The organism is Streptosporangium sandarakinum (assembly GCF_050942225.1).
Classification (GTDB): Bacteria; Actinomycetota; Actinomycetes; order Streptosporangiales; family Streptosporangiaceae; genus Streptosporangium; species Streptosporangium nondiastaticum.
On sequence record NZ_CP192034.1, the window covers coordinates 2,460,097 to 2,481,870 of the forward strand.

The following is a 21,774-nucleotide window of genomic DNA, read 5'->3' on the forward strand; positions in this document are numbered from 1 at the left end:
CTCGTTGAGTGCGGCTTGCAGTCCAGAAGCTATCAGCGCTCCGGGCGGCCCTCACGCGGCCGGTGGGGCTCGATCCCACGGTAGGCGTGGTCGATGCGGGCCCGCAGCCTCCCGGCCCCGTGCACCGGCAGGCTCCAGGTACCCTCCACCTGCACCAGCCGCACGCCGGGGCCCTCCAGCCAGCGCAGCACGCACTCGGTCTCCTCGGCCAGGGCGGCCGGCAGCGGGCCGGGCCCCGGCACGACGGTCTCGGCCGTGGCCACCAGCGCCTCCACGAAGGGCGTGGGGTGGACGCCGCGGGCCATGACCCCGGCCGAGACCAGCCGGCCGTGCCGTACGACGTGGACCTCCCAGGCGCCGTCCGCCGCGGGGGCGGCGGCGACGAGCTGGGGGAGGGCGGTCAGCGCCCGCAGCCGCTGCATGCGCGCGGCGACCCGGACGTAGGCGGCCAGCCGGTCGCGGTCGGCCGCGGCCTCCTCGTAGCGCTGGTCGAGCGACAGGCGCGTCATCCGCGTCTCCATCGCGGCGAAGACCGCCGAGGCGTCCAGCTCCATCGCCCGGCGCGCGGCCTCGGCGAGCTCGCCGTACTCCTCGGCGCTCTGGCGGCCCTCGCAGGGCGCGCCGCACCGGCCGATGCCGAACAGGGCGCAGGCCGGGCGCCGGGCGCGGGCGGTGATCCGCTCGGCGCACTGCCGCAGCGGGAACGTCTCGTGCAGGGCGACGCGGGCGTCCTCGGCGGCGCGGGAGCCGCCGAACGGGCCGAGGTAGGCGGCGCCGTCGTCCCTGACCTCGCGGACGACCGACAGGCGGGGGAAGGGCTCGACGGTCAGCTTCAGCCAGACCGCCCGCTCGGGGAAGCGAGAGCGGCGGTTGTAGCGCGGCTTGGCCGAGCCGATCAGCCGCAGCTCCCTGACCTCGGCCTCCAGCGGGGTCGCGCAGACGATGGGCCGGACCCGCTCGGCCAGCCCGACCATCTCGCGGATCCGCGGGCGGGTCTCGCTCGCGGTGAAGTAACTGCGCACGCGGGTGCGCAGGTCGACGCTCTTGCCGACGTACAGCGGGTCGCCGCGGTGGTCCTCGAAGATGTAGACGCCCGGGGCGGCGGGCACCGCGTCGGCGAGGTGGCGCTTGCGGCGCTGCTCGGGGGTGGGCGCGCGGGTGAAGCCGCGCAGCTCCTCCAGGGTGTGCACGCCGAAGGAGCCGGCCCGCTCCAGCAGCGCGTGCAGCACGTCCACCGTGGCGCGGGCGTCGGCCAGGGCGCGGTGGCGGGGCTCGGTGCCGCTGAAGAGCCGGGCCAGCGTGGCCAGCTTGCAGTTGGGGGCCTCGTCGCGGGTCAGCAGCCGGCGGGCCAGCACGACGGTGTCGACCACCGGGTGGTCGGGCGGGGGATGGCCGTGGGCGGCGCAGGCCGCCTTGACGAAGCCCACGTCGAACCCGGCGTTGTGCGCCACCAGCGTCGTCCCGCGGGCGAACTCCAGGAAGGACGGCAGCACCGCCTCGATCTTCGGGGCGGCCACGACCATGCTGTCGGTGATGCCGGTCAGCACGGAGATGAACGGAGGGATGGGGGACCCGGGGTCGACCAGCGTGGCGAACTCGCCCAGGATCTCGCCGCCCCTGACCTTGACCGCTCCGATCTCGGTGATCGCGTGCTCGGCCGCGGAGACGCCTGTGGTCTCCAGGTCGAACACGACGAACGTGATCTGGTCGAGGGGGGTGCCCAGCTCGTCCAGCGTTCCCTGTACGGCGTACTCCACGGCTCAAGACCATAGAAGCCCCCACCGACATTCACCGTCCGGCCCCCGGCACGCGCAGGTCGGGCCGGAGCCGGTGATCTCCGCTCAGGTCGGTGCCGTCGCGGGCTGGCCGTACCCTTGACGTCAAGACCGATCCGAGTAGGGGCCCGTGATGAGTTCAGCCGGAGAGGGCCTGTCTCGTCCGTTACCCGAGCAGGTCCGCTCACACGTCGTGGAGCTGGCGGCACAGATCCTGGGGGCGATGCCCGCCGCCGCCGTGCCCTCCCAGCTCAAGGGGATCGCGAAGTTCGATCCGCGCAAGCGGGCCAGGCTGGGCAGCGCGCCGATCGCCGCCCAGCTGGAGAACGACAAGGAGTTCCGGGAGCTGGTCGCCGAGGCGCTGGCGGCCGAGTGGCCCGACCTGGTGGCGAGCCTCGCCGAGGGCGTGGCGCCGCCGGCGGCCGAGCCGTCCCTGGTGGCCGCCGCGGCCTACCTCACGCGTCCGCCCGGCTGGGCGGACATGGTCGAGGCCGCCCGCGACGACCTGGAGCGGTCGGCCGCCGTGGCCGAGGGCTCGGCGATGGAGCAGACCGTCACCCGGCTGCGCGAGCAGCTCGCCGCGCAGAAGGCCGCCGCCAAGGAGGAGGGCGAACGGCTGCGCGAGCAGCTCAAGGGCGCCCGCTCGGAGATTTCCGACCTGCGCCGCCGGCTGCACGACGCCCGCGAGCGCGCCCGTGCCGCCGAGGCGCGGACCGCCGAGGCGGAGGAGGAGGTCCGCGAGGCCAAGGCCGCCGCCGCGTCGGCGGGCAGCGCGGGGAGAGCGAGCTGCGCCGCCTGCGCGAGCGCCTCGCCGACGCCGAGCGGCAGCTGGAGACCAGCCGCAGGGCCGCCCGCGAGGGCCGCAGCCTGGAGGACGCCAAGGTCCGCATGCTGCTCGACGCCCTCCAGGACGCCGCCGCCGGACTGCGCCGGGAGCTCGCCCTGCCCTCGGGCATCAACCGGCCCGCCGACTCGGTGCTCTCGGTGGCGCCCGGCGGGCAGGGGGCCCAGGCGGTGCCCGCGCGGGCGCTCGCCGACGACGACCCGGCACTGCTCGACCAGCTGCTCGCGCTGCCGCAGATCCACGTGATCGTGGACGGCTACAACGTCACCAAGACCGGGTACGGCACGCTCACCCTGGCCGACCAGCGCGCCCGGCTGCTCACCGGCCTCGGCGCGCTGTACGCGCAGACCCGGGTCGAGCTGACCTGCGTCTTCGACGGCGCCGAGCTGAACGGCCCGGTGCCGGTGTCGGCCCCGCGGGGGGTGCGGGTGATGTTCAGCTCCCCGGGGCAGATCGCCGACGACCTCATCCGCCAGCTCGTCCGCGCCGAGCCGGTCGGCCGCGCCGTCGCGGTGGTCTCCTCCGACCGCGAGGTGGCCGAGTCGGTCCGCCGGATGGGCGCCCGGCCGGTGCCCTCGGTGCTGCTGCTGCGGCGTCTCGGGCGCGCCTGAGGCCCGCACGCGGCCGGCGGCCACCCGTGGGCCACCGGGTGCCCGCCCGGGGCTCCGGGGCCCTTCCCGGTCCTTTCCGTGCCCGTCTCTCCTGAGCCGGCGCCGCCGCGCCGGGCGGGCCGACCGGCCGGAGTGCGCCGGATCGTCAGGAGAGATCGCTTCGAAACCAAGTAAAACCTCCGAAAAGGTGAGCCGGTCCTTACCTGTTCTGTACTATTTCGCCCCAGGTCTTCGCACTGGGGAGGCGGCACTGTGGCCGTGGCGGGTAAGCCGGTTTGGTTCGGACGTGTACCGGTGGCCGCGGGGCTCGCCCTCGCGCTGTTCCTGGTGCCGGTGGGCGGTGCGGCCGCCGATCCGAGGCCCACGGTCGCCGAGGCCAAGCGGAAGCTGGCGAAGCTCAACGACCAGGCCGACAAGATCGTTGAGAAGTACAACCAGGCGGGCGAGAAGTGGAAGAAGGCCCGCAAGAAGTACAAGGCGCTGGACGGTGACCTCGCCCGCCAGACGGCCAAGGTCGCCGACCTGCGCAAGGAGCTCGTCACGATGGCGGTCAGCTCCTACCAGTACGGCTCCGTGACCGGCTGGGAGGGCCTGATCAACCAGGGTGACCCCGGGGCCCTGCTGAGCAGCATGGCCGCGGCCGACCAGATGGCCGCCGCCCGCGCCCGGTACCTCAACGCCTTCGACGAGGCGACCAAGACGCTGCGCGACAACCGGAACCAGGCCAAGGCCGCCCTCAACGAGGCCGACAAGACACGTGACGAGCTGGCCGACGAGAAGGCCAAGGTCGAGAAGATGGTCAGGGCCCAGACCAAGCTCCTGAACGAGCTGGGCACCTACCAGCAGGGCAATCCCAACAGCACCGGGATCAAGTACAACGGCCCGGCCTCCGGCAGCGCCCGCACCGCCCTCGCCTTCGCCTACGCCCAGATCGGCAAGCCCTACCGGTTCGGCGGGACGGGGCCGGGCGGCTGGGACTGCTCCGGGCTCGTCCAGGCGTCCTGGCGCAGCGGGGGTGTCAGCCTGCCCCGCACGACCTGGGAGCAGTGGAGCTGGGGGGCGAGCCGCCGGGTGCCGGTGAGCGCCCTCCAGCCCGGGGACCTCGTCTTCAGCCACGGCCTGGGGCACGTCGGCATCTACATCGGCGGCGGGAAGATGGTCCACGCCCCGCAGACCGGCGACGTCGTCAAGATCTCGCCCCTCCGCAGCGGCCTGGTCGGCGCCGTCCGTCCCTGAGCCGGCCCTCCCCGGGTCGCGTCGACCGCGAGGCCGGCGAGGCCGGGCCGGTCTCGGCCGCCGGCGCGCCGGGAAGCCGCACCGTGACGAGGAGACCCCCGTCGGGGCGGGGGACGAGGTCGAGGGCCCCGTCGTGGGCGCGGACGATGCTGTGCACGATGGCCAGGCCGAGCCCGACGCCGGCGTGTTCGCCGGTGCGTACGCGCTCTGTTCCGCGCCGGAAGGGTTCGGTGAGGGTCGGCACCAGTTCCGGTGGGAGCCGGCGACCCGTGTTCTCGACCCGCAGCACGCTCGTGCCGTCGTGCGCCTCGGTATGGACCGTCACGGTGCCGCCGGCGGGGAAGTTGTGGACGATGGCGTTCTGGACGAGGTTCGTCACCATCCGCAGCAGGAGCTCGGCGGAGCCGTCGGCCGGGGCCGCCCCGCCGGTGACGTCCAGCGTGATCCGGCGCCGTTCGGCGAGGGGGAGCAGGGTCTCGGCGGCTTCCTCGGCGAGGAGGGAGAGGTCGACGCCCTCGCGGGTGAAGTTTCCGCGGTCGCCGCGGCTGAGCAGCAGGAGGGCCTCGGTGAGGCCGATCGCCCGCTGGTTGACGGTGCGCAGGCGTTCGATGAGTTCGTCCCGGTTCCGCGCGGGGTCCTGGCGGGCGACGTCGAGGAGCGTCCGCGAGATCGCCAGCGGGGTTCGCAGTTCGTGGGAGGCGTTCGCGGCGAACCTCTGCTGCTCGGCGACGTGGGACTCCAGTTGTTCGAGCATCGAGTCGAACGCGTCGGAGAGCTCACGGAATTCGTCCTGGCGGCCCTTCATGCGGATCCGGTGGGACAGCGACCCGTTCCCGGCCGTCCGGACCGCCTCCGTGATCTGGGTGAGCGGGGCGAGCATCCGGCCGGCGAGGATCCATCCGCCCAGCAGGCCGAACGCCAGCAGAAAGGCCAGTGCCTGGGCCGCGCGGGGGACGAAGGCGCGCTGGAGGTCGGTGCGGTTGGGTATGAGCCGCGGGGACGGCGCCCCGGGCCCGCCGCCCCACGGCCCGGTCATGAGCGTGCCGTCGGGTACGTAGCGCAGCAGGAACACCCACACCACGGCCAGCAGGAGAGCGCCGGCGAGCAGGAGGAACCCGGCGTAGCTGATGGTGAGCCTCAGCCGGGCGCTGAGCCCCGGGCGCCTGGTCACGAGTGCCGCCAGGGCGGGCGGGACCCATGCCCTGTGTCGACGCGGGTGTCGACGCCGGTGTCGATTCGGTAGCCGACGCCCGGCACCGTGGCGATGAGCCATGGTTCACCGAGCCGTTTGCGCAATGCGGAGACGGTGATGCGGACGGCGTTGGTGAAGGGGTCGGCGTTCCCGTCCCAGGCCCGCTCCAGCAGCTCTTCGGCGCTGACGACACCGCCTTCGGCGGCGACGAGGACTTCGAGCACGGCGAACTGCTTGCGGGTGAGCGCGACGTGGCGTCCGTCCCGGAAGACCTCCCGGCGGAAGGGGTCCACCCGCAGGCCCGCGATCTCCCTGACCGGGGGCCGGGCGTGCGCGCGTCTGCGGTCGAGCGCCCTCAGCCGCATCACGAGCTCCCGAAGGTCGAACGGTTTGGTGAGGTAGTCATCGGCGCCGAGCCCGAACCCCGAAGCCTTGTCGTCGATCCGGTCGGCGGCGGTGAGCATGAGGATCGGGATGCCGCTGCCGGAGGCGACGATGTGCCGGGCGACCTCGTCGCCGGAGGGGCCGGGGATGTCGCGGTCGAGGACCGCGAGGTCGTAGGAGTTGACGCTGAGCAGTTCCAGGGCGGAGTCGCCGTCGCCGGCGATGTCGGCGGCGATCGCCTCCAGCCGCAGACCGTCACGGACGGCTTCGGCCAGGTAGGGCTCGTCCTCCACGATCAGTACGCGCATGTCCGAAGCCTAGGCAGTACGACATATCGCCGGGGTATGCGAGGACGCGTGCGCACCGGGCACGCGGCTCAGTCCGCCGATGCCGGCGCGGGGCGAGGCCGCTCCGACGGCGCCTCCGCCGTGGTGCGCCACCAGCGGCGCGACGCCAGCGCGGCCAGCGCGGCGCCGGCGGCGTTGACCAGCACGTCGTCCACCGACGACACCCGGTCCAGCCACAGAACGTACTGTGCGGTTTCGACCACGACCGAGCAGCCTGCCCCGAGCGCCAGGATCCGCGGCACGGACGCCAGCGCCGCGAACCGCATCGGGGCGAAGAACCCCAGCGCCGCGAAGACCAGCAGGTTGCCGCCGATGCCGACGGGCCCCATGGTGAGCAGGTCCCGCAGCGGGACCAGACTCACCCGGCCGGGGACGACGCCCGCCCCCGGGCCCGGCATCATGGTCATCCATACGAACGGCACCGTCCCGTAGACCATGCCCACCTCGGCCAGCGACATCCGCCAGGCCGACGCGGTGTCGGCGGCACGCCGGCGGCGCGCCAGAGCCCACGCCGCCAGGGCGGCCGGCGGCAGCGCGACCAGCGTCATGAGCAGCACGCCGTTCTCCGTGTCGAGGCAGCCGTGCCACCGGCCGGCCAGGCACCTCGGAGCGGACATCATGAGCGGCCGCCGCACGACGAACGCCACGCCCGCCAGGCCGAGGATCGCCAGGCCGGCGAGCACGATGCCGCGCGCGCGGCGGAGCGGTGCTGGCAGGGATGCACTTCGGTTCATGCCTCCCATTGGAGACGGAGGGCCGTTGCGGTGGCGTATGCGATTTCGGATACGTCCGCGATACACGGAGTCCCCGGCATCACCACCCGGCACCTCCGCCCCGGGCCCGCAGCCGACTCAGCCGCCGGAACGTCTCAGCCACCACCCCCGCCGCCGGGTGAGGCCCCGGTGACGGCCTGCGTCTCCCGCCCGATCATGTCCTGCAGCGACACGCCGTCGGAGTCGCGGTTGGAGAGGATGACGCCGACCCAGCCGGTGTCGGGGTAGATGCTCCAGTTGGCGCCGACGCCGGGGTTGCCACCGGCACGCTGGAACATCCACTGGCCGTTGACGATGTCGATCGGGATCCCGTACGCCCCGAACGACGCCGGTCCGTGGGGGATCTTGGCCGCGGTGAGCACGTCGGCCCAGGGCCGGTCCAGCACCGTGCCGTCGCGCAGCGCGTGTGCGAACCGGACCAGATCCGGCGCGGTGGCGAAGCCGCCGTCCCCGGGGGCGTCGATGAAGCCGCGGCCCGGGTTCTTGCCCAGTACGTACGGGTACGGGCTGCCCCTGTCCAGGTTGCGGAGGGCGTCCACCACGCTGCCGTCGGCCAGCTTCATGTACGGGTGCGCGATGTGCTCGCCGGTGAGCCACCGCGGCCTGGTGTGGAACGCCGAGCCGGCCATGCCGCAGCGCTTGAAGATGTTCTCCTGGACGTAGTCCCAGTACGTCATGCCGGTCACGGCCTCCACGATCAGCGCGGGAATGGTGACCTCGGCCTCCGCGTGAGCGGTGGTGGGAGTGCCCGGGACGCCCACCGGTCTCGCCTGCCGGGCGCGCCGCACGTAGTGGTCGTGCACCTCGTCCCGGCTCTGGAAGACGCGTCGCACGTCCTCGTCCGGCATGTCCAGCCCCGAGGTGCCGGACAGCAGGTGGTGGATGGTCACCCGGTCGGCGATCTCCGGGGCGAAGCCCGTCAGGTGTTCGCCCACCGTGTCGGTCAGCCGCAACCTGCCCCGCTGCGCCAGCTGCAGAACGGCCACCGCGTGGAACGGTTTGCCGGCCGAACTGAGACTGAACGCGGTGTTCTCGTGGTTGCGGATCCCTCTCTCCTCGTCCGCCATGCCGTAGCTGCGGGACAGCACCGTCCGGCCCTGGTGCGACAGCAGCACCACACCGGAGAACCCGCCCTCGGCGGCCAGCCGCGCCACGTACCGGTCATAGGCCCCGCCGGGCAGGGTGTCCGGCGGGATCCGGCCGTGTCCGGACGATTCGGTGTGGCCGGTCCCGGCGCTCACCAGCGGCGTGCCGGCCGCCACCGCGCCGGCGGCCGCCAGCCCGCCCCATTTGACCAGCCGCCGCCGGTCGATGCCGGGTAACGAATCCGAGCCCATGATCATGGTCCTTTCCGGCCGATGAAGCCGGTGCCGACAGTGATGCGTGATGGTTCACGCCTTCACTGAAGACGCGGGGCCGTTGCGGCGGCGTATGCGGTTTTCGATACGTCCGCGATACACGGAGTCCCTTGCCGCGAGCCGGGTATGAGGAGGCGGCGGCATGATCGGCCGCGTCGCCTGATCCGGCGACCTGGGAACGGAGGCCATCACCCCTGCCCGGAGCGCCGCGACGGCGACATGGAGCGCGAGAACCCGTGCGTGTCCGTCCCCGGACGGCCGGGCATTCCGCCAATGATCTTAACCATTATGTGATCTGCACCACAAAAATCATGATTTTTCGGTTTGATCACAGAAGTGTGACGAGCGTCATATTCACCCGATGAAATCGGTCCCTGAACAGCGGCTCGGCGATCACCGGAAGCGTTGTCGATCTATGTTTCTTTTGCGATTCCTTTGCCGAATCGTGAGGAGCGGGGGTAACTTCTGGCGTCGCGGCGAGCAAGCCATGCCGCCGCGCCGGGCCCGGTCCGTCATGCCGGAGCCCATGAAAGATCCATTCGGCCGCCGCGCCCGGCGAGAGACGCTCCCACCTGCGGCGGCCTGCCGAGTCCGTGCAGCCAGGAGGCACGGAGCCGGGGACCCACCGGCCGTGAGACACGGCCAGGGGTGAATCGGCGCGTCCGACGCGCCGTAGGGCTTCTTCCCTGCCCGAACCCGTCAGCTAACCCGGTAGGCGTCAGCGGAAGTCCCAAGGAGAAATCCTGTCTACCACCCTGCTTAACCCCCGTTCGTCGCGCTTTCTTCGCGTTTGTGCCAGTGGTTTCGCCCTCACCGTGACCGCCTCCGCCGGAGCGGTCACGATGAGCTCCACGGCCGCGCTGGCCGACACGGAAACCGGCTCCGTTCTCCAGGTCAGAAGCACCGCCTCTCGGGTTGAGAGCCCGGTCGCCGCCTCCGCCGCCTCCGCGGCGCACGTCAGCGCCAAGAAGACGGCGAAGGCGAAGAAGACCACGCTGAGCAGGACCGCGCTGCAGAAGGTGAAGGCCGCGAGGGCCGTCTCGACGGCCAAGAAGCAGATCGGCGATCCGTACCGGTGGGGAGCCTCCGGTCCCGGCGCGTTCGACTGCTCCGGTCTCGTCCGGTACGCGTGGCGCAAGGCCGGCGTCTCCCTCCCCAGGGTCACGACCAGCCAGTACCGATCCGTGCGGAAGAAGGTCTCGTGGAGCAGCCTGCGCCCCGGTGACCTGCTGTTCTTCTACGGCAAGGGCCACGTGGGCATGTACGTCGGCAAGGGCAGGATGGTCCACTCGCCGAGCAGCGGCAAGACCGTCAGGGTCGTCCCCCTGAAGGGGTACTACCGGTCCTCCTTCTCCGGGGCGGTCCGGCCCGGAGCCTGACGGATTCCGGCCGCCGCCCGCCAGGGAGGTGACCGGGAAGACGGCCCCGCCCGTCCCGCGAAGGGACGGGCGGGGCCGCCGCGCATCCGGGGCCGGTCCGGCCCGGGACGTGCCGCGACGCCGCCGGACCCCGCGGCGCGCCCGCCGCGCCACCGGGACGCCGCCGGTCGGCGTCCGGGGCCCGTCGCTACCATCGGGCGTGTGCGCGTCCCGACAGAGCAGCGCGTCCCGGCGGAGCGTCGTGCCGTGCTCGCCGGGATCCTGGCGATGGCGGGCGCCGCCCTGGTCACCGGCGCGAGCCCGTCTCCCGCGCCGCGCGATCCGTGGCCCGGCGACTCCGTCACCGTCCGCGGCGAGCACTCCGTCGTGATCGGCCACCGTGTCCCGCCGTCCCGCCTCGCCGACCTGGCGGCCAGGGCCGACCGCGCCCGCCGTACGGTCCTCGAGGTCTGGGGGCCGGTCCGGGCGGTGGTCCTGTTCCCCGCCGACGACGCCGAGGCGGCGGCGCTGGCCGGCGCCTCGCCCGCCGCCGTCGCCGGCCTGGCCGCGCTGGCGGACGCGGGCCGGGTGATCGTCCTGCCGTCGGGGTACGCCAGGCTGAGCGGGACCGGCCGCGACGTGGTGCTCGCCCACGAGCTCACCCACGTGGCCACCGGCGCCACCCGCGGCGGCCGGGTGCCGGTCTGGCTGTCGGAGGGGTTCGCCGACTACGTCGGCTATCGTGACGCCGGGATCGCGACCGCGACGGCCGCCGCCGAACTGGCCGCGGAGGTGCGCGAGGGCCGGCTGCCCGCGCGGCTCCCCGGCCCCGCCGACTTCGCGGCGGGCGCCCCGCGGCGGGCGCAGGCGTACGAGGAGGCGTGGCTCGCCTGCCGCTATGTCGCGCAGCGGTACGGCGAGCGGGCCCTGGTGAGGCTCTACGGTAGCGATGTCGGCGGCGTGCCGGGCCTGTCCCCGGCGGAGTTCACCGCCGGCTGGCGCGACCACCTGAGGAGGGAGCTGGGTTGACGTCCTCCCCACGCCCGAGGGCGGGGTCCCCGCGACTCGGAGGGACCCGATGACGGACCCCGCGACGGGCCCGGCGACGCCGGACACGCCGGACACGCCGGAAGCGGCGAAGGCGACAGCGGCGGCAGCGGCACCCGCGGGGGTGCGGGCCGCCGGATGGGCGCTGGCCGCCCTGGGCGCGGCCACGGTCGCGGTCGTGGCGCTCACCACCCCTGGCGGGCCCTGCCGTCCGCCGCCCCGGCCGTCGCGCCGGACCCGGCGCGCGACTTCACCGCCGGGCAGATCGCCCGCTCCGAGGCGTTCGACGCCGCGCTCACCGCGCCCGCCTACCTGTCGCTCGGGCTGACCCTCCTGGTCGCCGGGGTGCTGGTGGCCACTCCGCTGGGCGCCCGGCTGCTCGGCCGGTTGCGCGGACCCTGGTGGGCGCGGGCGCTGCTCGGCGTCGCCGGGCTGTCGGCGGCGGTCGAGGCCCTGCGCTGGCCGCTGGGCATGTGGTCGGAGACGCAGCTGCGCGCCTACGGCCTGTCCACCCAGACGTGGCCGTCGTGGACCGCGGACCGGCTCAAGGACATCGGCGTCCGGACCGCGCTGCTCGCGGTCATGGTGCTCGCGGTGGTGGCTTTGGCCCGGCGCTTCCGGCGCTGGTGGATACCCGCCGCGGTCGGTGCGTTCACGCTGACCGTGGCCGCGTCCTTCGCCTACCCGGTGGTCATCGAACCGCTCTTCAACGACTTCACGCCGATGGCCGCCGGGCCGCTGCGCGACGACCTGCTGGCCATGGCCGCCCGCGACGGCGTGCCCGTCGAGGACGTCCTGGTCGCCGACGCCTCCCGGCGCACCACCGCGCTCAACGCCTACGTCTCCGGGTTCGGCGCGACCCGCAGGATCGTGGTCTACGACACCCTGCTCCGGGCGCCCGCCAGGGAGGTCGAGCTGGTGGTGGCGCACGAGCTGGGTCACGCCAAGGCGGGCGACGTGCTGTACGGCACGCTCGTCGGGGGGCTGGGCGCCGCCTTCGGCGCCTGCCTGCTGTACCTGGTGCTCGCCGCGGGCCCCGTGCGGCGGCGCGCCGGCGTCGCCTCGGCGGCCGACCCGCGGGCGGTGGGGCTGATCATGGGGCTGATGAGCCTGGCCACGGTGCTGTCCGGACCGGCGCAGAACCTGGTCAGCAGGCAGATCGAGGCCCGCGCCGACGCGCACGCGCTGGAGCTGACCCGGGACCCGGAGACGTTCGTCGCGATGCAGCGGCGCCTGTCGGTCACCAATATCTCCGATCTCTCGCCGGACTTCCTGGAATATGTTCTCTATGGTTCTCACCCGACGGCGCCGCAGCGGATCGCCATGGCGCGCTCATGGGCCCTGCTGAACGGCGTTCCGGAGCCGTGAGCCGCGCGCTGTTCCTCACCAACGACTTCCCGCCCCGGCCCGGGGGCATCCAGGCGTTCGTGCACGGCCTGGCCGCCGGCCGCCCACCGGGGTCGGTGGTCGTCTACGCCCCGCGCTGGTCCGGCTGCGAGGACTTCGACGCCCGCCGGCCGTACCCGGTCGTGCGGCACCCCACCTCGCTGATGCTGCCCACCCGCGGGGTCGCCCGCCGGGCCGCCGAGGCCATGGCCGCGTACGGCTGCGACACGGTGGTGTTCGGGGCGGCGGCCCCGCTCGGGCTGCTCGCGCCCGCGATGCGCGCCGCCGGGGCCCGCCGGATCGTCATGGTCACCCACGGGCACGAGGCGGCCTGGGCCGGCGTCCCCGGCGCCCGCGGGCTGCTGGCGAGGATCGGCGAGCACGCCGACGTGGTCACCTACCTGGGGGAGTACACCCGGCGGCGGCTGGAGCGGGTGATCCCCGCGGGGAGGCTGGCCCGGCTCGCGCCCGGCGTGGACACCGGGGCGTTCCGGCCCGGCGCGGGCGGGCGCGAGGTGCGCGCGGCGCTGGACCTCGGGGAGCGGCCGGTCGTGGTCTGCCTGTCCAGGCTGGTGCCGCGCAAGGGCCAGGACGTCCTGCTGCGGGCCTGGCCGCTCGTGCTGCGGGCCGTGCCGGAGGCCGTGCTGCTGATCGTCGGCGGCGGCCCCTACCACCGCACCCTGGAACGGCTGGCCCGGCCGCTGGGCGACGCGGTGCGGATCACCGGCCCGGTGCCGTGGGCGGCGCTGCCGGCCCACCTCGACGCCGGGGACGTGTTCGCCATGCCGTGCCGTACCCGGCTGGGCGGCATCGACTTCGAGGGGCTCGGCATCGTCTACCTGGAGGCTTCGGCCAGCGGCCTGCCCGTGGTGGCGGGCTCCTCCGGCGGGGCCCCGGACGCGGTCCTGCCGGGGGAGACCGGCGTGGTGGTGGACGGCACCCGCCCGCGGGAGGTGGCGCGGGCCGTGACCGGGCTGCTGGAGGACCCGGAGCGGGCGCGGAAGATGGGCGAGCGGGGGCGCGACTGGGTCACCCGCGAGTGGGGCTGGGACCTGGTGTCCGCCCGCTTCGCCGAGCTGCTGCGGGACCCGGCGCCCGCCGGGCCGTGAGCCGGGCTCGATGTACGGCGGCGCCCGGCCCGAGGCAGGCCGGGCGCCGATCGTGCGGCGGGACGGGACGGGGCCCCGCCGGCCGTACGGCGTCAGCCGTACAGGGCGTCGATCCGGTCGGCGAAGTCGCGCATCACGATGTTGCGCTTGATCTTGAGGCTGGGCGTGACGTGCCCGGTCTCCTCGGTGAGGTCGGTGTCGAGCACCGTGAACTTCTTGATCTGCTCGGCCTTGGACACCGAGCGGTTGGCGGTGTCCACCGCCTTCTGCACCTCGGCGAGGACGGCCGGGTCGGCGCTGAGCTCGGCCAGGGAGGCGCCCTCCCTGCCGTTGGTCTTCTTCCACTGCTCCAGCGCCTCGGGGTCGAGGGTGATGAGCGCGGAGACGAACGGCCGGCCGTCGCCGACCACCATCGCCTGACTGACCAGCGGGTGGGCGCGGATGAAGTCCTCCAGCGGGCCGGGCGCGACGTTCTTGCCGGCGGCGGTGACGAGGATCTCCTTCTTGCGGCCGGTGATGCGGAGGTAGCCGTCCTTGTCCAGCTCGCCGACGTCGCCGCTGTGGAACCAGCCGTCGGCGTCGATCACCTCGGCGGTGGCCTTCTCGTCCTTCCAGTAGCCGTGGAAGACGTGACGGCCCTTGATCAGGATCTCGCCGTCGTCGGCGATGGCGAGCGTGACGCCCGGGAACGGCTTGCCGACGGTGCCGATCTTGTTGGCGCCGGGCATGTTGACCGCGGACGGCGCGGAGGTCTCGGTCAGGCCCCAGCCCTCGAAGACCTCGATGCCCACGCCGCGGAAGAAGTGGCCGAGCCGCTCGCCCAGCGCCGAGCCGCCCGACACCGCGGCCGACAGCCTGCCGCCGGTGGCCGCGCGGAGCTTGCCGTACACCAGCCGGTCGAACACGGCGCGCTTGATCTTCAGGCCGAGCCCGGCGCCGCCGGAGGACTCGGCGCGGCTCCAGGCGATGGCGACGGCGGCGGCGGCGTGGAAGATCTTGCCCTTGCCGCCGGCGGCGGCCGTCTGCTCGGCGCTGTTGTAGACCTTCTCGAACACCCGGGGCACGCCCAGCAGGAACGTCGGCCGGGCGCCCTGCAGGTCGGGCGCGACGTTCTTCATGTTGGGGGTGTGGCAGATGATCGTGCCCGTCTCGACGAGCACGATCTCGATCATGCGGGCGAAGACGTGCGCGAGGGGCAGGAACAGCAGCGCCGCCCGGTCATCCCTGGTGAACAGGGCCTCCAGCGGGCCGGACGCCACGTTCCGCGCGGTGAACAGCAGGTTGTCGTGGGTCAGCCGGCAGCCCTTGGGCCGGCCGGTGGTGCCGGAGGTGTAGACGATGGTGGCCAGGTCGGCGATGCCGCGGGAGGTCCTGCGCTCGGTCAGGGTCTCGTCGGACACCCCGGCGCCGGCCGCGCTCAGCTCCTCCAGGGCGCCGTCGTCGATGCGCCAGACGTCCTTGAGGCCCGGCAGCTCGTCCATCACCTCGCGGACCGTCTCCTCGTGCGAGGCGAGCTCCACGAAGGCGGCCCTGGCGCCGCTGTCGGAGACGATCCACCTCACCTGGTCGGCGGAGGAGGTCTCGTAGATCGGCACGCCGACCGCGCCGGCTGCCCAGATCGCGTAGTCGGCGACGGTCCACTCGTAGCGGGTGCGCGACATCAGGGCGACCCGGTCGCCCGGCTCGATGCCGGCGTCGATCAGGCCCTTGGCCAGGGCGGCGACCTGGTCGCGGAACTCCCGGGCGGTGACGTCCTTCCACTCCTCGCCGACCTTGCGGCGCATGACCACGGTGCCCGGCTCCCGATCGGCGCGCTGGAACGGCGTGTCGGTCAGATTGGCGGAGGAGGGGACATCCACCAGCACGGGGACGCTGTACTCGCGCACGGGCACTCCTGAGGTCGCGCGGATAGATGGTCTGCCTGGAGGTTCATCGCGACATGTTACGCGTGGGTAAGGCCGCCGACCAGGCGCTGTCCGAGGCGGATTCACGGTATCAGCCTTGCCGTCCAGGGCGGCTGTGCCGTACCGGTCGCGGCTTAGTTGTTACTTATGTCCGCTTTCTTGGACTGGTTAGTATGTCCGCCATGCGGGTTCATGTCGTCAGTGATGTGCACGGTAGGACCGACGCCCTGGCCCGCGCGGGAGAGGGGGCCGACGCGCTCGTCTGCCTCGGGGACCTCATCCTGTTCATCGACTACGACGACCACTCCCGGGGCATCTTCGCCGAGCTGTTCGGGGCCGAGCAGGCCGCCCGCTTCATCGCGCTGCGCACCGCCAAGCGGTTCGGTGAGGCGCGGGAGATGTCGGCGGCGCTGTGGGCCTCCCTCGGCGGCGACCCCCGCGACCACATCGAGCACGCCGTCCGCCGGCAGTACGCGGAGATCTTCGCCGCGATGCCGATCCCGGCCTACCTCACCCACGGCAACGTGGACCTGCCCCGCCTGTGGCCCGACTACCTGCGGGAGGGCCACCGCGTGCTCGACGGGGAGACCGTGGAGATCGGCGGCCTGCGGTTCGGCTTCGTCGGGGGCGGGCTGCGCACGCCGTACCGGACGCCGAACGAGATCGACGACGAGGAGTTCGCCCGCAAGGTGGAGGCCGTCGGCGAGGTGGACGTGCTCTGCTGCCACATCCCCCCGGCCGTCCCCGAACTGCTCTACGACGTGGTCGCCCGGCGCTTCGAGCGGGGCAGCGAGGCCACGCTGGAGGCGATCAGGCGGACCCAGCCGCGCTACGCCCTGTTCGGCCACGTCCACCAGCCCCTGTCGCCGCGCACCCGGATCGGCCGGACCGAGTGCCTCAACGTGGGCCACTTCCGCGGCCGGGGGACGCCCTTCGTCCTGGAATGGTGAGCCTCGTCCCGGAGCGGTGAGCCGGACGCCACGGCGGTGATCCGGGCGGCCGGATCGGCGCCGTCCGGGAGGGAACGGCGCGGTGCGCCGGAGGTCCGCTGGGAAACCGGGAACGAGTACGGTAACCCCATGGCTGATCGAACCTCCTCCAGCATCACGATCGACGCCGCCCGTCCGGCCGTCATGGCCGTGATCGCCGACTTCCCCTCCTATCCCCGGTGGGCCGGCCAGGTGAAGGAGGCCGAGGTCCTGTCCACCGGGCCGGACGGCCGTCCGGCCGAGGTCAGGTTCGTCCTGGACGCCGGCGTCATCAACGACGAGTACACCCTCGCCTACACCTGGAACGGCGAGGAGTCCGTCGGCTGGCGGATCGCGAAGGAGGGCCGGATGATCTCCGGGCTCACCGGACGTTACGTCCTGGCCGAGCGGGGCAGCGGCACCGAGGTGACGTACGAGCTCGCCGCGGACCTCAAGGTCCCGATGATCGGAATGATCAAACGAAAGGCCGAGAAGGTCATCGTCGACACCGCCCTGAAGGGACTGAAGAAGCGCGTCGAGGCCTCGTGAGGCGCGGCGGCCGGGCTCCGGCGGCGGGCCGTACGGCGGCCGTCCCGGGCGGTGCGGCGGGCCGGGAGGTCGCGTGAGCCGGGTCCTGCTGTTCACCGGCAAGGGCGGCGTCGGCAAGACGACCGTGGCGGCCGCCACCGCCACCCTCGCCGCCCGCTCGGGGCACAGGACGCTGGTGCTCTCCACCGACACCGCACACTCGCTGGCCGACGCGCTGGGCGTGACGGCCGGGGACGGCCCCGCCGAGGTCGCGCCCGGCCTGCACCTGTACCAGGTGGACACCCAGAAGGCGCTGGAGCGCCAGTGGGGCGAGCTGCGCGACTACGCCAGGGACGTCCTCGCCGACCTCGGCCTGGACGAGATCACCGCCGAGGAGATCACGGTGCTGCCCGGCGCGGAGGAGGTCATCGCGCTGCTGGAGCTGCGCGAGCAGGCCCGCGACGGCCGGTGGGACGTGATCGTCGTCGACTGCGCGCCCACCGCCGAGACGCTCCGGCTGCTCGCCCTGCCCGAGGCCCTCGACTGGCACGTGAACCGGCTGCTGCCGACCGGCCGGCGGCTGCTGCGCGCGCTCTCGCCGGTGGTCCGCAGGGTGGCCCAGGTGAACGTGCCCGAGGACCACGTGCTCGGCGCGGGGGAGCGCCTGCACCGGAGCCTGATGGAGGTCCGGGAACTGCTCACCGGCCCCGGCGCCAGCGTCCGGCTGGTCCTCACCCCCGAGGCCGTCGTGCTGGCCGAGGCCCGCCGCACGCTCACCTCGCTCAGCCTGTACGGCTACCGCGTCGACGCGGTGATCGCCAACCGGGTCTTCCCCGCGGGCGGGGCCGACCCGTGGCGGCGCGGCTGGGTGAAGGCCCAGACCGGCCACCTGGCGGAGATCCGCCAGTCGTTCTCCCCGCTGCCCCTGCACACCGTGCCCTACCTCGACGCCGAGCCGATCGGCGCCGACGCCCTCGCCGAGGTCGCCGAGGCCGTGTACGGCGGGACCGACCCCTTCGCGCCGCCCGCCGGGGACCCGCCGCTGCGGATCACCTCTGAGGGAGAGCTGGTCCTGGCGCTGCCGCTCGCCGAGCGGGGCGAGGTGGACCTGGCGCGCAAGGGCGACGAGCTGATCGTCACCGCCGGCTCCCACCGGCGGGTGCTGGCCCTGCCCGCGGCCCTGTCCCGCAGGCGGGTGCGCGAGGCCGTGCTCCGCGACGGGCTTCTCCGGGTACGGTTCGAGTCGGGAGGGCCAGATGACTGACATGACCGACAAGACCGGCAAGGCGGAGAACGCCGGGGCCGACGCGCGCGGCGACGTGTGGGGCGACGTGAGCGACGCGGTGCGGGACGACTCACGCGGTGGAGCGCGGGACGACGTGTGGGGCGACGTGAGCGACACGGTGCGCGACGACGTGCGGGACGACTCACGCGGTGGAGCGTGGGACGAGGCGCGCGGCGTGCGGAGCGACGCGCGCGCCACCGCCGGGGACCCGCTGGGCAGCGCCGTCGAGGAGGCGTTCAAGCTCTTCGACTCCCTCCAGCAGCGGGCCGCCAGGGAGCTGGGCAAGACCCTGGTCAGGGGCGCCGTCCGGGACGTCCGGGGCACCGTGGGCGGCGTCTTCGGCGGCGGCCGTACAGCCGGCCGGGACGTCTGGGAGGAGGCGGTGTCCGAGCACGACGAGTACATCTGCCGGGCCTGCCCCGTCTGCCGGGCGATGGCGGACCGGCGGGACCGGGAACGGGAGTCGGGCGTCGCGGTCACCGACCACCTGGTGCAGGCGGGCAGCGAGCTGTTCGCCGCCTTCAGGACCGCCGTGGACGGCCTCAACCGGCCCTCGCCCGCGCAGCGGGCCCGGGAGCGCCGTCGTGACGAGACCCCGGTGGAGCACATCGACCTGGGGTGACCCCCGGAGCGGAACGACCGGGGGCGGACCCCGGCGAGAGAGGTTGAGAAAATGGCGCTGACCATCGGCGTTGACATCGGCGGCACCAAGGTCGCGGCGGGCGTGGTCGACGAGGACGGCCGCATCGTCGAGAACCTGCTGAGGCCCACCCCGGCCCAGAGCCCCGAGAAGGTCGCCGAGACCATCGCCGAGGTGGTCAGGGAGCTGTCGAAGGGCCGCTCGATCGAGGCCGTGGGGCTCGGCGCCGCCGGGTTCGTCGACGAGACGCGCTCCGTCGTGCGCTTCGCCCCCAACCTGGCCTGGCGGGAGGAGCCGCTGCAGAAGAAGGTCTCCGACCTCGTCGGCCTGCCCGTCGTGGTGGAGAACGACGCCAACGCGATGGCCTGGGCGGAGTCCCGGTTCGGCGCCGGGCGCGGCGAGACCCACCTGGTGTGTGTGACCGTCGGCACCGGCATCGGCGGCGGCATCGTGCTCGACGGCGCCCTCTACCGGGGGCGCTGGGGCATGGGCGCCGAGCTGGGCCACATACAGGCGGTCCCCGGCGGACGCCTGTGCGGGTGCGGCAACCTCGGCTGCTGGGAGCAGTACGCCAGCGGCAACGCCCTGGTCCACGAGGCCAAGGAGATCGCCACGGCCGAGCCGGGCCGGGCGGCCCGGCTGCTGGAGATCGCCGGCGGCACGCCCGACCGGATCGAGGGCCAGGAGGTCACCCAGGCGGCGGGCGAGGGAGACCCGGCCGCGCTGGCCGCGTTCTCCTCGATCGCCGGGTGGCTCGCCCAGGGGCTGGCCGACCTCACCGCGGTCCTCGACCCCGGCTGCTTCGTGCTCGGCGGCGGCGTCTCGCGCGCCGCGGAGTTCTGGTTCGACGAGGTTCGCGACACCTACGCGCGGATCGTGACCGGCAGGGGGCACCGCCCGCCGGTCGAGATCCGCCTCGCCGAGCTGGGCGCGTCCGCGGGCCTGGTCGGCGCGGCCGACCTCGCCAGGCGGCTCTGACGGGCGCCGGGCGGCAACGGGCGGGGACGGGCGCCGAAAGGTGTCGGGCGCCGAAAGGTGTCGGGCGGCGGAAGCGGGGCAGGTGCCGGACCGTGACGGTGCGGGACGACGGCGGACGCCGGGCGGTGACGCGGTGACGGTCAGGATCGCCGGCTACAACGTGCGCTCCATGAAGGACGACACCGCCGCGCTGAGCCGGGTGATCGCCGCACTCCGTGCCGACGTGCTCTGCGTGCAGGAGGCGCCCCGTTTCCTGCGCTGGCGGCGCAGGCGCCGGGAACTGGCCTCCTCCGGAGGACTGACACCGGCCGCCGGCCGCCGCTCCGGCGGGGTGGCCGTCCTGGTCGGCCCGGACGTGCGGGTGCTGCACGGCACGGGCCACCACCTGCGGTGGTTCCCCGGCCTGGAGCGGCGCGCGGTCGCGATCGCCGTGGTGGAGGCGCGCGGGCAGCGGCTGGCGGTCGGCTCGGTCCACCTCGACCTCGACCGGGGCGCCCGCCTGTACCACGCGGTCGAGGCGCTGGCCCTGCTGCGCGCGACGGCCCGCCGCTTCGACGCCCTGCCGGTGCTCGCCGGGGACCTCAACGAGCAGTCCCACGAGCCGACCTGGCGCTACCTCGCCGGGCGGCTGACCGACTGCCACCCCGTCTCGCCGCGCGGCGACGGCCTCACCTTCCCGGCGCGCGGGCCGCGGCTGCGCATCGACGCGATCTTCGCCGCCGGTGACCTGCGGGTCGTGTCCTGCGGCGGGGGCGAGGCCGACCCCGCCGACCTGGCGGCGGCCACCGACCATCTTCCGGTGGTCGCGGAGCTGAGCCGGTCGGCCGGCCGGAGCGGCTGAGCCCTTCCCGGGGTCCCGGACGGGGGAGCGGCACACGTGATCCTCTCCGGCCCCGTACCATTTGGTGCATGACCCGTCGCCTTCCGCGGCGTGCGCTGGCGCTGTGCGCGGGAGGCATGCTCCTGTTGTCCTCGCACCCGTCCGCCGCACTCGCCGAGCCCGCCGACCCGCCCTCGGCCGGGGGTGCCTGGCAGACGCCGACCAGCGCGCGCCTGAGCAGCGACGGGTCGCTGTCCGACGTGGTCGGGCTCTCGGCGAGCAGCGCCTGGGCCGTGGGCCAGCAGAGCGTCTGGGACATCTGGCAGAGCCGCGGGGCGATCGCCCACTGGGACGGCTCGGCCTGGAGCGAGGTCGGCGTCCGCAACGACCCCACCGGAGCCGGCGTCCTGCGCTCGATCGCCGCGGGCTCCCCGACGGAGCTGTGGGCCGTCGGCGAGGGTCACGACGGCCTGCCGTACGTGGCGCGGGGGGACGGCACGGGTTTCGACCGGTTCGCCGTCGACGAGCTGCGCGTGGGCGACTGGCTGGGCGGGGTGGCCGCGGGCGGGGGCCGGATGGTCTCGGTCGGCCGCCGCGGCAAGGACCCGATGATCCTCACGGTGACCTCCGCCAAGCGGAAGGTCACCAAGCTCAAGGGCGAGGGCACGCTGTACGGCGTGGCGCTCTCCGGCAAGGACGACGGCTGGGCGGTGGGCGACGACGGCGACGGGCCGCTGCTCGCCCGGCTCTCCGACGGGCGGTGGAAGACCGTCAAGGCCCCCCGCGTCCCCGACGGTTACCTCCGCGACATCCACATCGACGGGCCGAAGCGGGCGCTGGCGGTCGGCGGCGTCTACCGGGGGGAGTCCGGCGAGGCCGGCCCGCTAGTCCTGTCGTGGAACGGCAAGAAGTGGTCCCGGGTGCGCGTGCGCGGCGACCGGATGAACCTGTACGGGGTCACCGGCGACCGCAAGGGGCACTTCTGGATCTCCGGCGTGGACCTGAAGCGGCCGGGGGAGGCGTTCCTGCTGCGCTACGATGGCCGCACGCTCAAGTCGGTGCACGGCGCCCCGGCCGAGGCCCGGCGCACCGTCCGGCTCCAGTCGGTCGCCTACCTCCCCAAGGACGGCGGTGTGCTGGCCGTGGGCCACGTCGTGGACCCCAAGGGCCGCTACACCGACGTGATCGAGCGGTTCGGCGCCCCGGAGCGGGCCAAGTCCTGACCGCTCCG

Annotated in this window: 20 protein-coding genes and 1 riboswitch; of the genes, 14 read left to right on the plus strand and 6 right to left on the minus strand. The window is 73.9% G+C overall.

All coding sequences use genetic code 11. The features are described from left to right. Nucleotides 1-32 precede the first annotated feature (32 nt). The gene (locus ACQP10_RS11560) at nt 33-1,757 is read right to left on the minus strand and encodes a DEDD exonuclease domain-containing protein (RefSeq protein ID WP_399499621.1); all 1,725 of its coding nucleotides are present in this window, start codon (nt 1,755-1,757) and stop codon (nt 33-35) included. Between the two features lie 151 nt (nt 1,758-1,908). Here ACQP10_RS11560 and ACQP10_RS11565 point away from each other — a divergent pair, with 151 nt between their 5' ends. From ACQP10_RS11565 to ACQP10_RS11575, 3 genes are all read left to right on the plus strand, one after another. After that, nucleotides 1,909-2,865 carry a hypothetical protein gene (locus ACQP10_RS11565; RefSeq protein WP_433541332.1) on the plus strand — a complete coding sequence of 319 codons (957 nt, stop codon included), beginning with the start codon at nt 1,909-1,911 and terminating at the stop codon, nt 2,863-2,865. Next, the gene (locus ACQP10_RS11570; RefSeq protein WP_433541333.1) at nt 2,790-3,230 is read left to right on the plus strand and encodes an NYN domain-containing protein; all 441 of its coding nucleotides are present in this window, start codon (nt 2,790-2,792) and stop codon (nt 3,228-3,230) included. The genes ACQP10_RS11565 and ACQP10_RS11570 overlap by 76 nt, the downstream gene beginning before the upstream one ends. Before the next feature lie 294 nt (nt 3,231-3,524). Then, entirely contained in the window at nt 3,525-4,466 is a 942-nt protein-coding gene (locus tag ACQP10_RS11575) for an NlpC/P60 family protein (RefSeq protein WP_433541334.1), read from the plus strand. Here ACQP10_RS11575 and ACQP10_RS11580 read toward each other — a convergent pair. From ACQP10_RS11580 to ACQP10_RS11595, 4 genes are all read right to left on the minus strand, one after another. Beyond that, the gene (locus tag ACQP10_RS11580) at nt 4,417-5,637 is read right to left on the minus strand and encodes a sensor histidine kinase (RefSeq protein ID WP_433541335.1); all 1,221 of its coding nucleotides are present in this window, start codon (nt 5,635-5,637) and stop codon (nt 4,417-4,419) included. The genes ACQP10_RS11575 and ACQP10_RS11580 overlap by 50 nt on opposite strands. Continuing rightward, on the minus strand, nt 5,634-6,350 hold the full coding sequence (locus ACQP10_RS11585) for a response regulator transcription factor (protein ID WP_346020421.1): 717 nt from the start codon (nt 6,348-6,350) through the stop codon (nt 5,634-5,636). The genes ACQP10_RS11580 and ACQP10_RS11585 overlap by 4 nt, the downstream gene beginning before the upstream one ends. A gap of 68 nt (nt 6,351-6,418) precedes the next feature. Beyond that, nucleotides 6,419-7,123 carry a VanZ family protein gene (locus ACQP10_RS11590; protein WP_346020420.1) on the minus strand — a complete coding sequence of 235 codons (705 nt, stop codon included), beginning with the start codon at nt 7,121-7,123 and terminating at the stop codon, nt 6,419-6,421. 134 nt (nt 7,124-7,257) lie between these two features. Continuing rightward, nucleotides 7,258-8,499, minus strand: a complete 1,242-nt coding sequence (locus ACQP10_RS11595) for a serine hydrolase domain-containing protein (RefSeq protein ID WP_433541336.1) — start codon at nt 8,497-8,499, stop codon at nt 7,258-7,260. A gap of 594 nt (nt 8,500-9,093) precedes the next feature. Beyond that, a riboswitch (cyclic di-AMP (ydaO/yuaA leader) is annotated at nt 9,094-9,253 on the plus strand. Between the two features lie 109 nt (nt 9,254-9,362). Between ACQP10_RS11595 and ACQP10_RS11600 the strand changes: the two genes are divergently transcribed. The 4 genes from ACQP10_RS11600 (at nt 9,363) to ACQP10_RS11615 (ending at nt 13,420) form a co-directional block, all read left to right on the plus strand. After that, nucleotides 9,363-9,899, plus strand: a complete 537-nt coding sequence (locus ACQP10_RS11600; protein WP_346020418.1) for a C40 family peptidase — start codon at nt 9,363-9,365, stop codon at nt 9,897-9,899. Between the two features lie 201 nt (nt 9,900-10,100). Continuing rightward, a complete protein-coding gene (locus tag ACQP10_RS11605; protein ID WP_346020417.1) occupies nt 10,101-10,907 on the plus strand; it encodes a hypothetical protein in 807 nt (268 codons plus the stop codon). A 156-nt stretch (nt 10,908-11,063) separates the two neighbouring features. Further along, entirely contained in the window at nt 11,064-12,293 is a 1,230-nt protein-coding gene (locus tag ACQP10_RS11610; RefSeq protein WP_433541337.1) for a M48 family metallopeptidase, read from the plus strand. Next, nucleotides 12,290-13,420 (plus strand): glycosyltransferase family 4 protein, encoded by a 1,131-nt coding sequence (locus ACQP10_RS11615; protein WP_346020415.1) that lies wholly within the window; start codon nt 12,290-12,292, stop codon nt 13,418-13,420. Before ACQP10_RS11610 ends, ACQP10_RS11615 begins: the two co-directional genes overlap by 4 nt. A 92-nt stretch (nt 13,421-13,512) precedes the next feature. Here ACQP10_RS11615 and ACQP10_RS11620 read toward each other — a convergent pair whose 3' ends face one another. Continuing rightward, nucleotides 13,513-15,306 (minus strand): AMP-dependent synthetase/ligase, encoded by a 1,794-nt coding sequence (locus ACQP10_RS11620; RefSeq protein WP_346020414.1) that lies wholly within the window; start codon nt 15,304-15,306, stop codon nt 13,513-13,515. A 200-nt stretch (nt 15,307-15,506) separates the two neighbouring features. Between ACQP10_RS11620 and ACQP10_RS11625 the strand changes: the two genes are divergently transcribed. From ACQP10_RS11625 to ACQP10_RS11655, 7 genes are all read left to right on the plus strand, one after another. Then, nucleotides 15,507-16,274 (plus strand): metallophosphoesterase family protein, encoded by a 768-nt coding sequence (locus ACQP10_RS11625; RefSeq protein ID WP_179818537.1) that lies wholly within the window; start codon nt 15,507-15,509, stop codon nt 16,272-16,274. Between the two features lie 129 nt (nt 16,275-16,403). Further along, nucleotides 16,404-16,841: an SRPBCC family protein gene (locus ACQP10_RS11630; RefSeq protein ID WP_355645028.1), complete on the plus strand. Its 438-nt coding sequence runs from the start codon at nt 16,404-16,406 to the stop codon at nt 16,839-16,841. A gap of 73 nt (nt 16,842-16,914) precedes the next feature. Continuing rightward, entirely contained in the window at nt 16,915-18,084 is a 1,170-nt protein-coding gene (locus tag ACQP10_RS11635; RefSeq protein WP_433541338.1) for an ArsA family ATPase, read from the plus strand. After that, nucleotides 18,077-18,727 (plus strand): hypothetical protein, encoded by a 651-nt coding sequence (locus tag ACQP10_RS11640; protein ID WP_433541339.1) that lies wholly within the window; start codon nt 18,077-18,079, stop codon nt 18,725-18,727. Before ACQP10_RS11635 ends, ACQP10_RS11640 begins: the two co-directional genes overlap by 8 nt. 51 nt (nt 18,728-18,778) lie before the next feature. Then, on the plus strand, nt 18,779-19,723 hold the full coding sequence (locus ACQP10_RS11645) for an ROK family glucokinase (protein ID WP_179818533.1): 945 nt from the start codon (nt 18,779-18,781) through the stop codon (nt 19,721-19,723). A gap of 133 nt (nt 19,724-19,856) precedes the next feature. After that, a complete protein-coding gene (locus ACQP10_RS11650; protein WP_179818532.1) occupies nt 19,857-20,564 on the plus strand; it encodes an endonuclease/exonuclease/phosphatase family protein in 708 nt (235 codons plus the stop codon). A 68-nt stretch (nt 20,565-20,632) separates the two neighbouring features. Further along, nucleotides 20,633-21,766: a hypothetical protein gene (locus ACQP10_RS11655; protein ID WP_346020409.1), complete on the plus strand. Its 1,134-nt coding sequence runs from the start codon at nt 20,633-20,635 to the stop codon at nt 21,764-21,766. Nucleotides 21,767-21,774 lie beyond the last annotated feature (8 nt).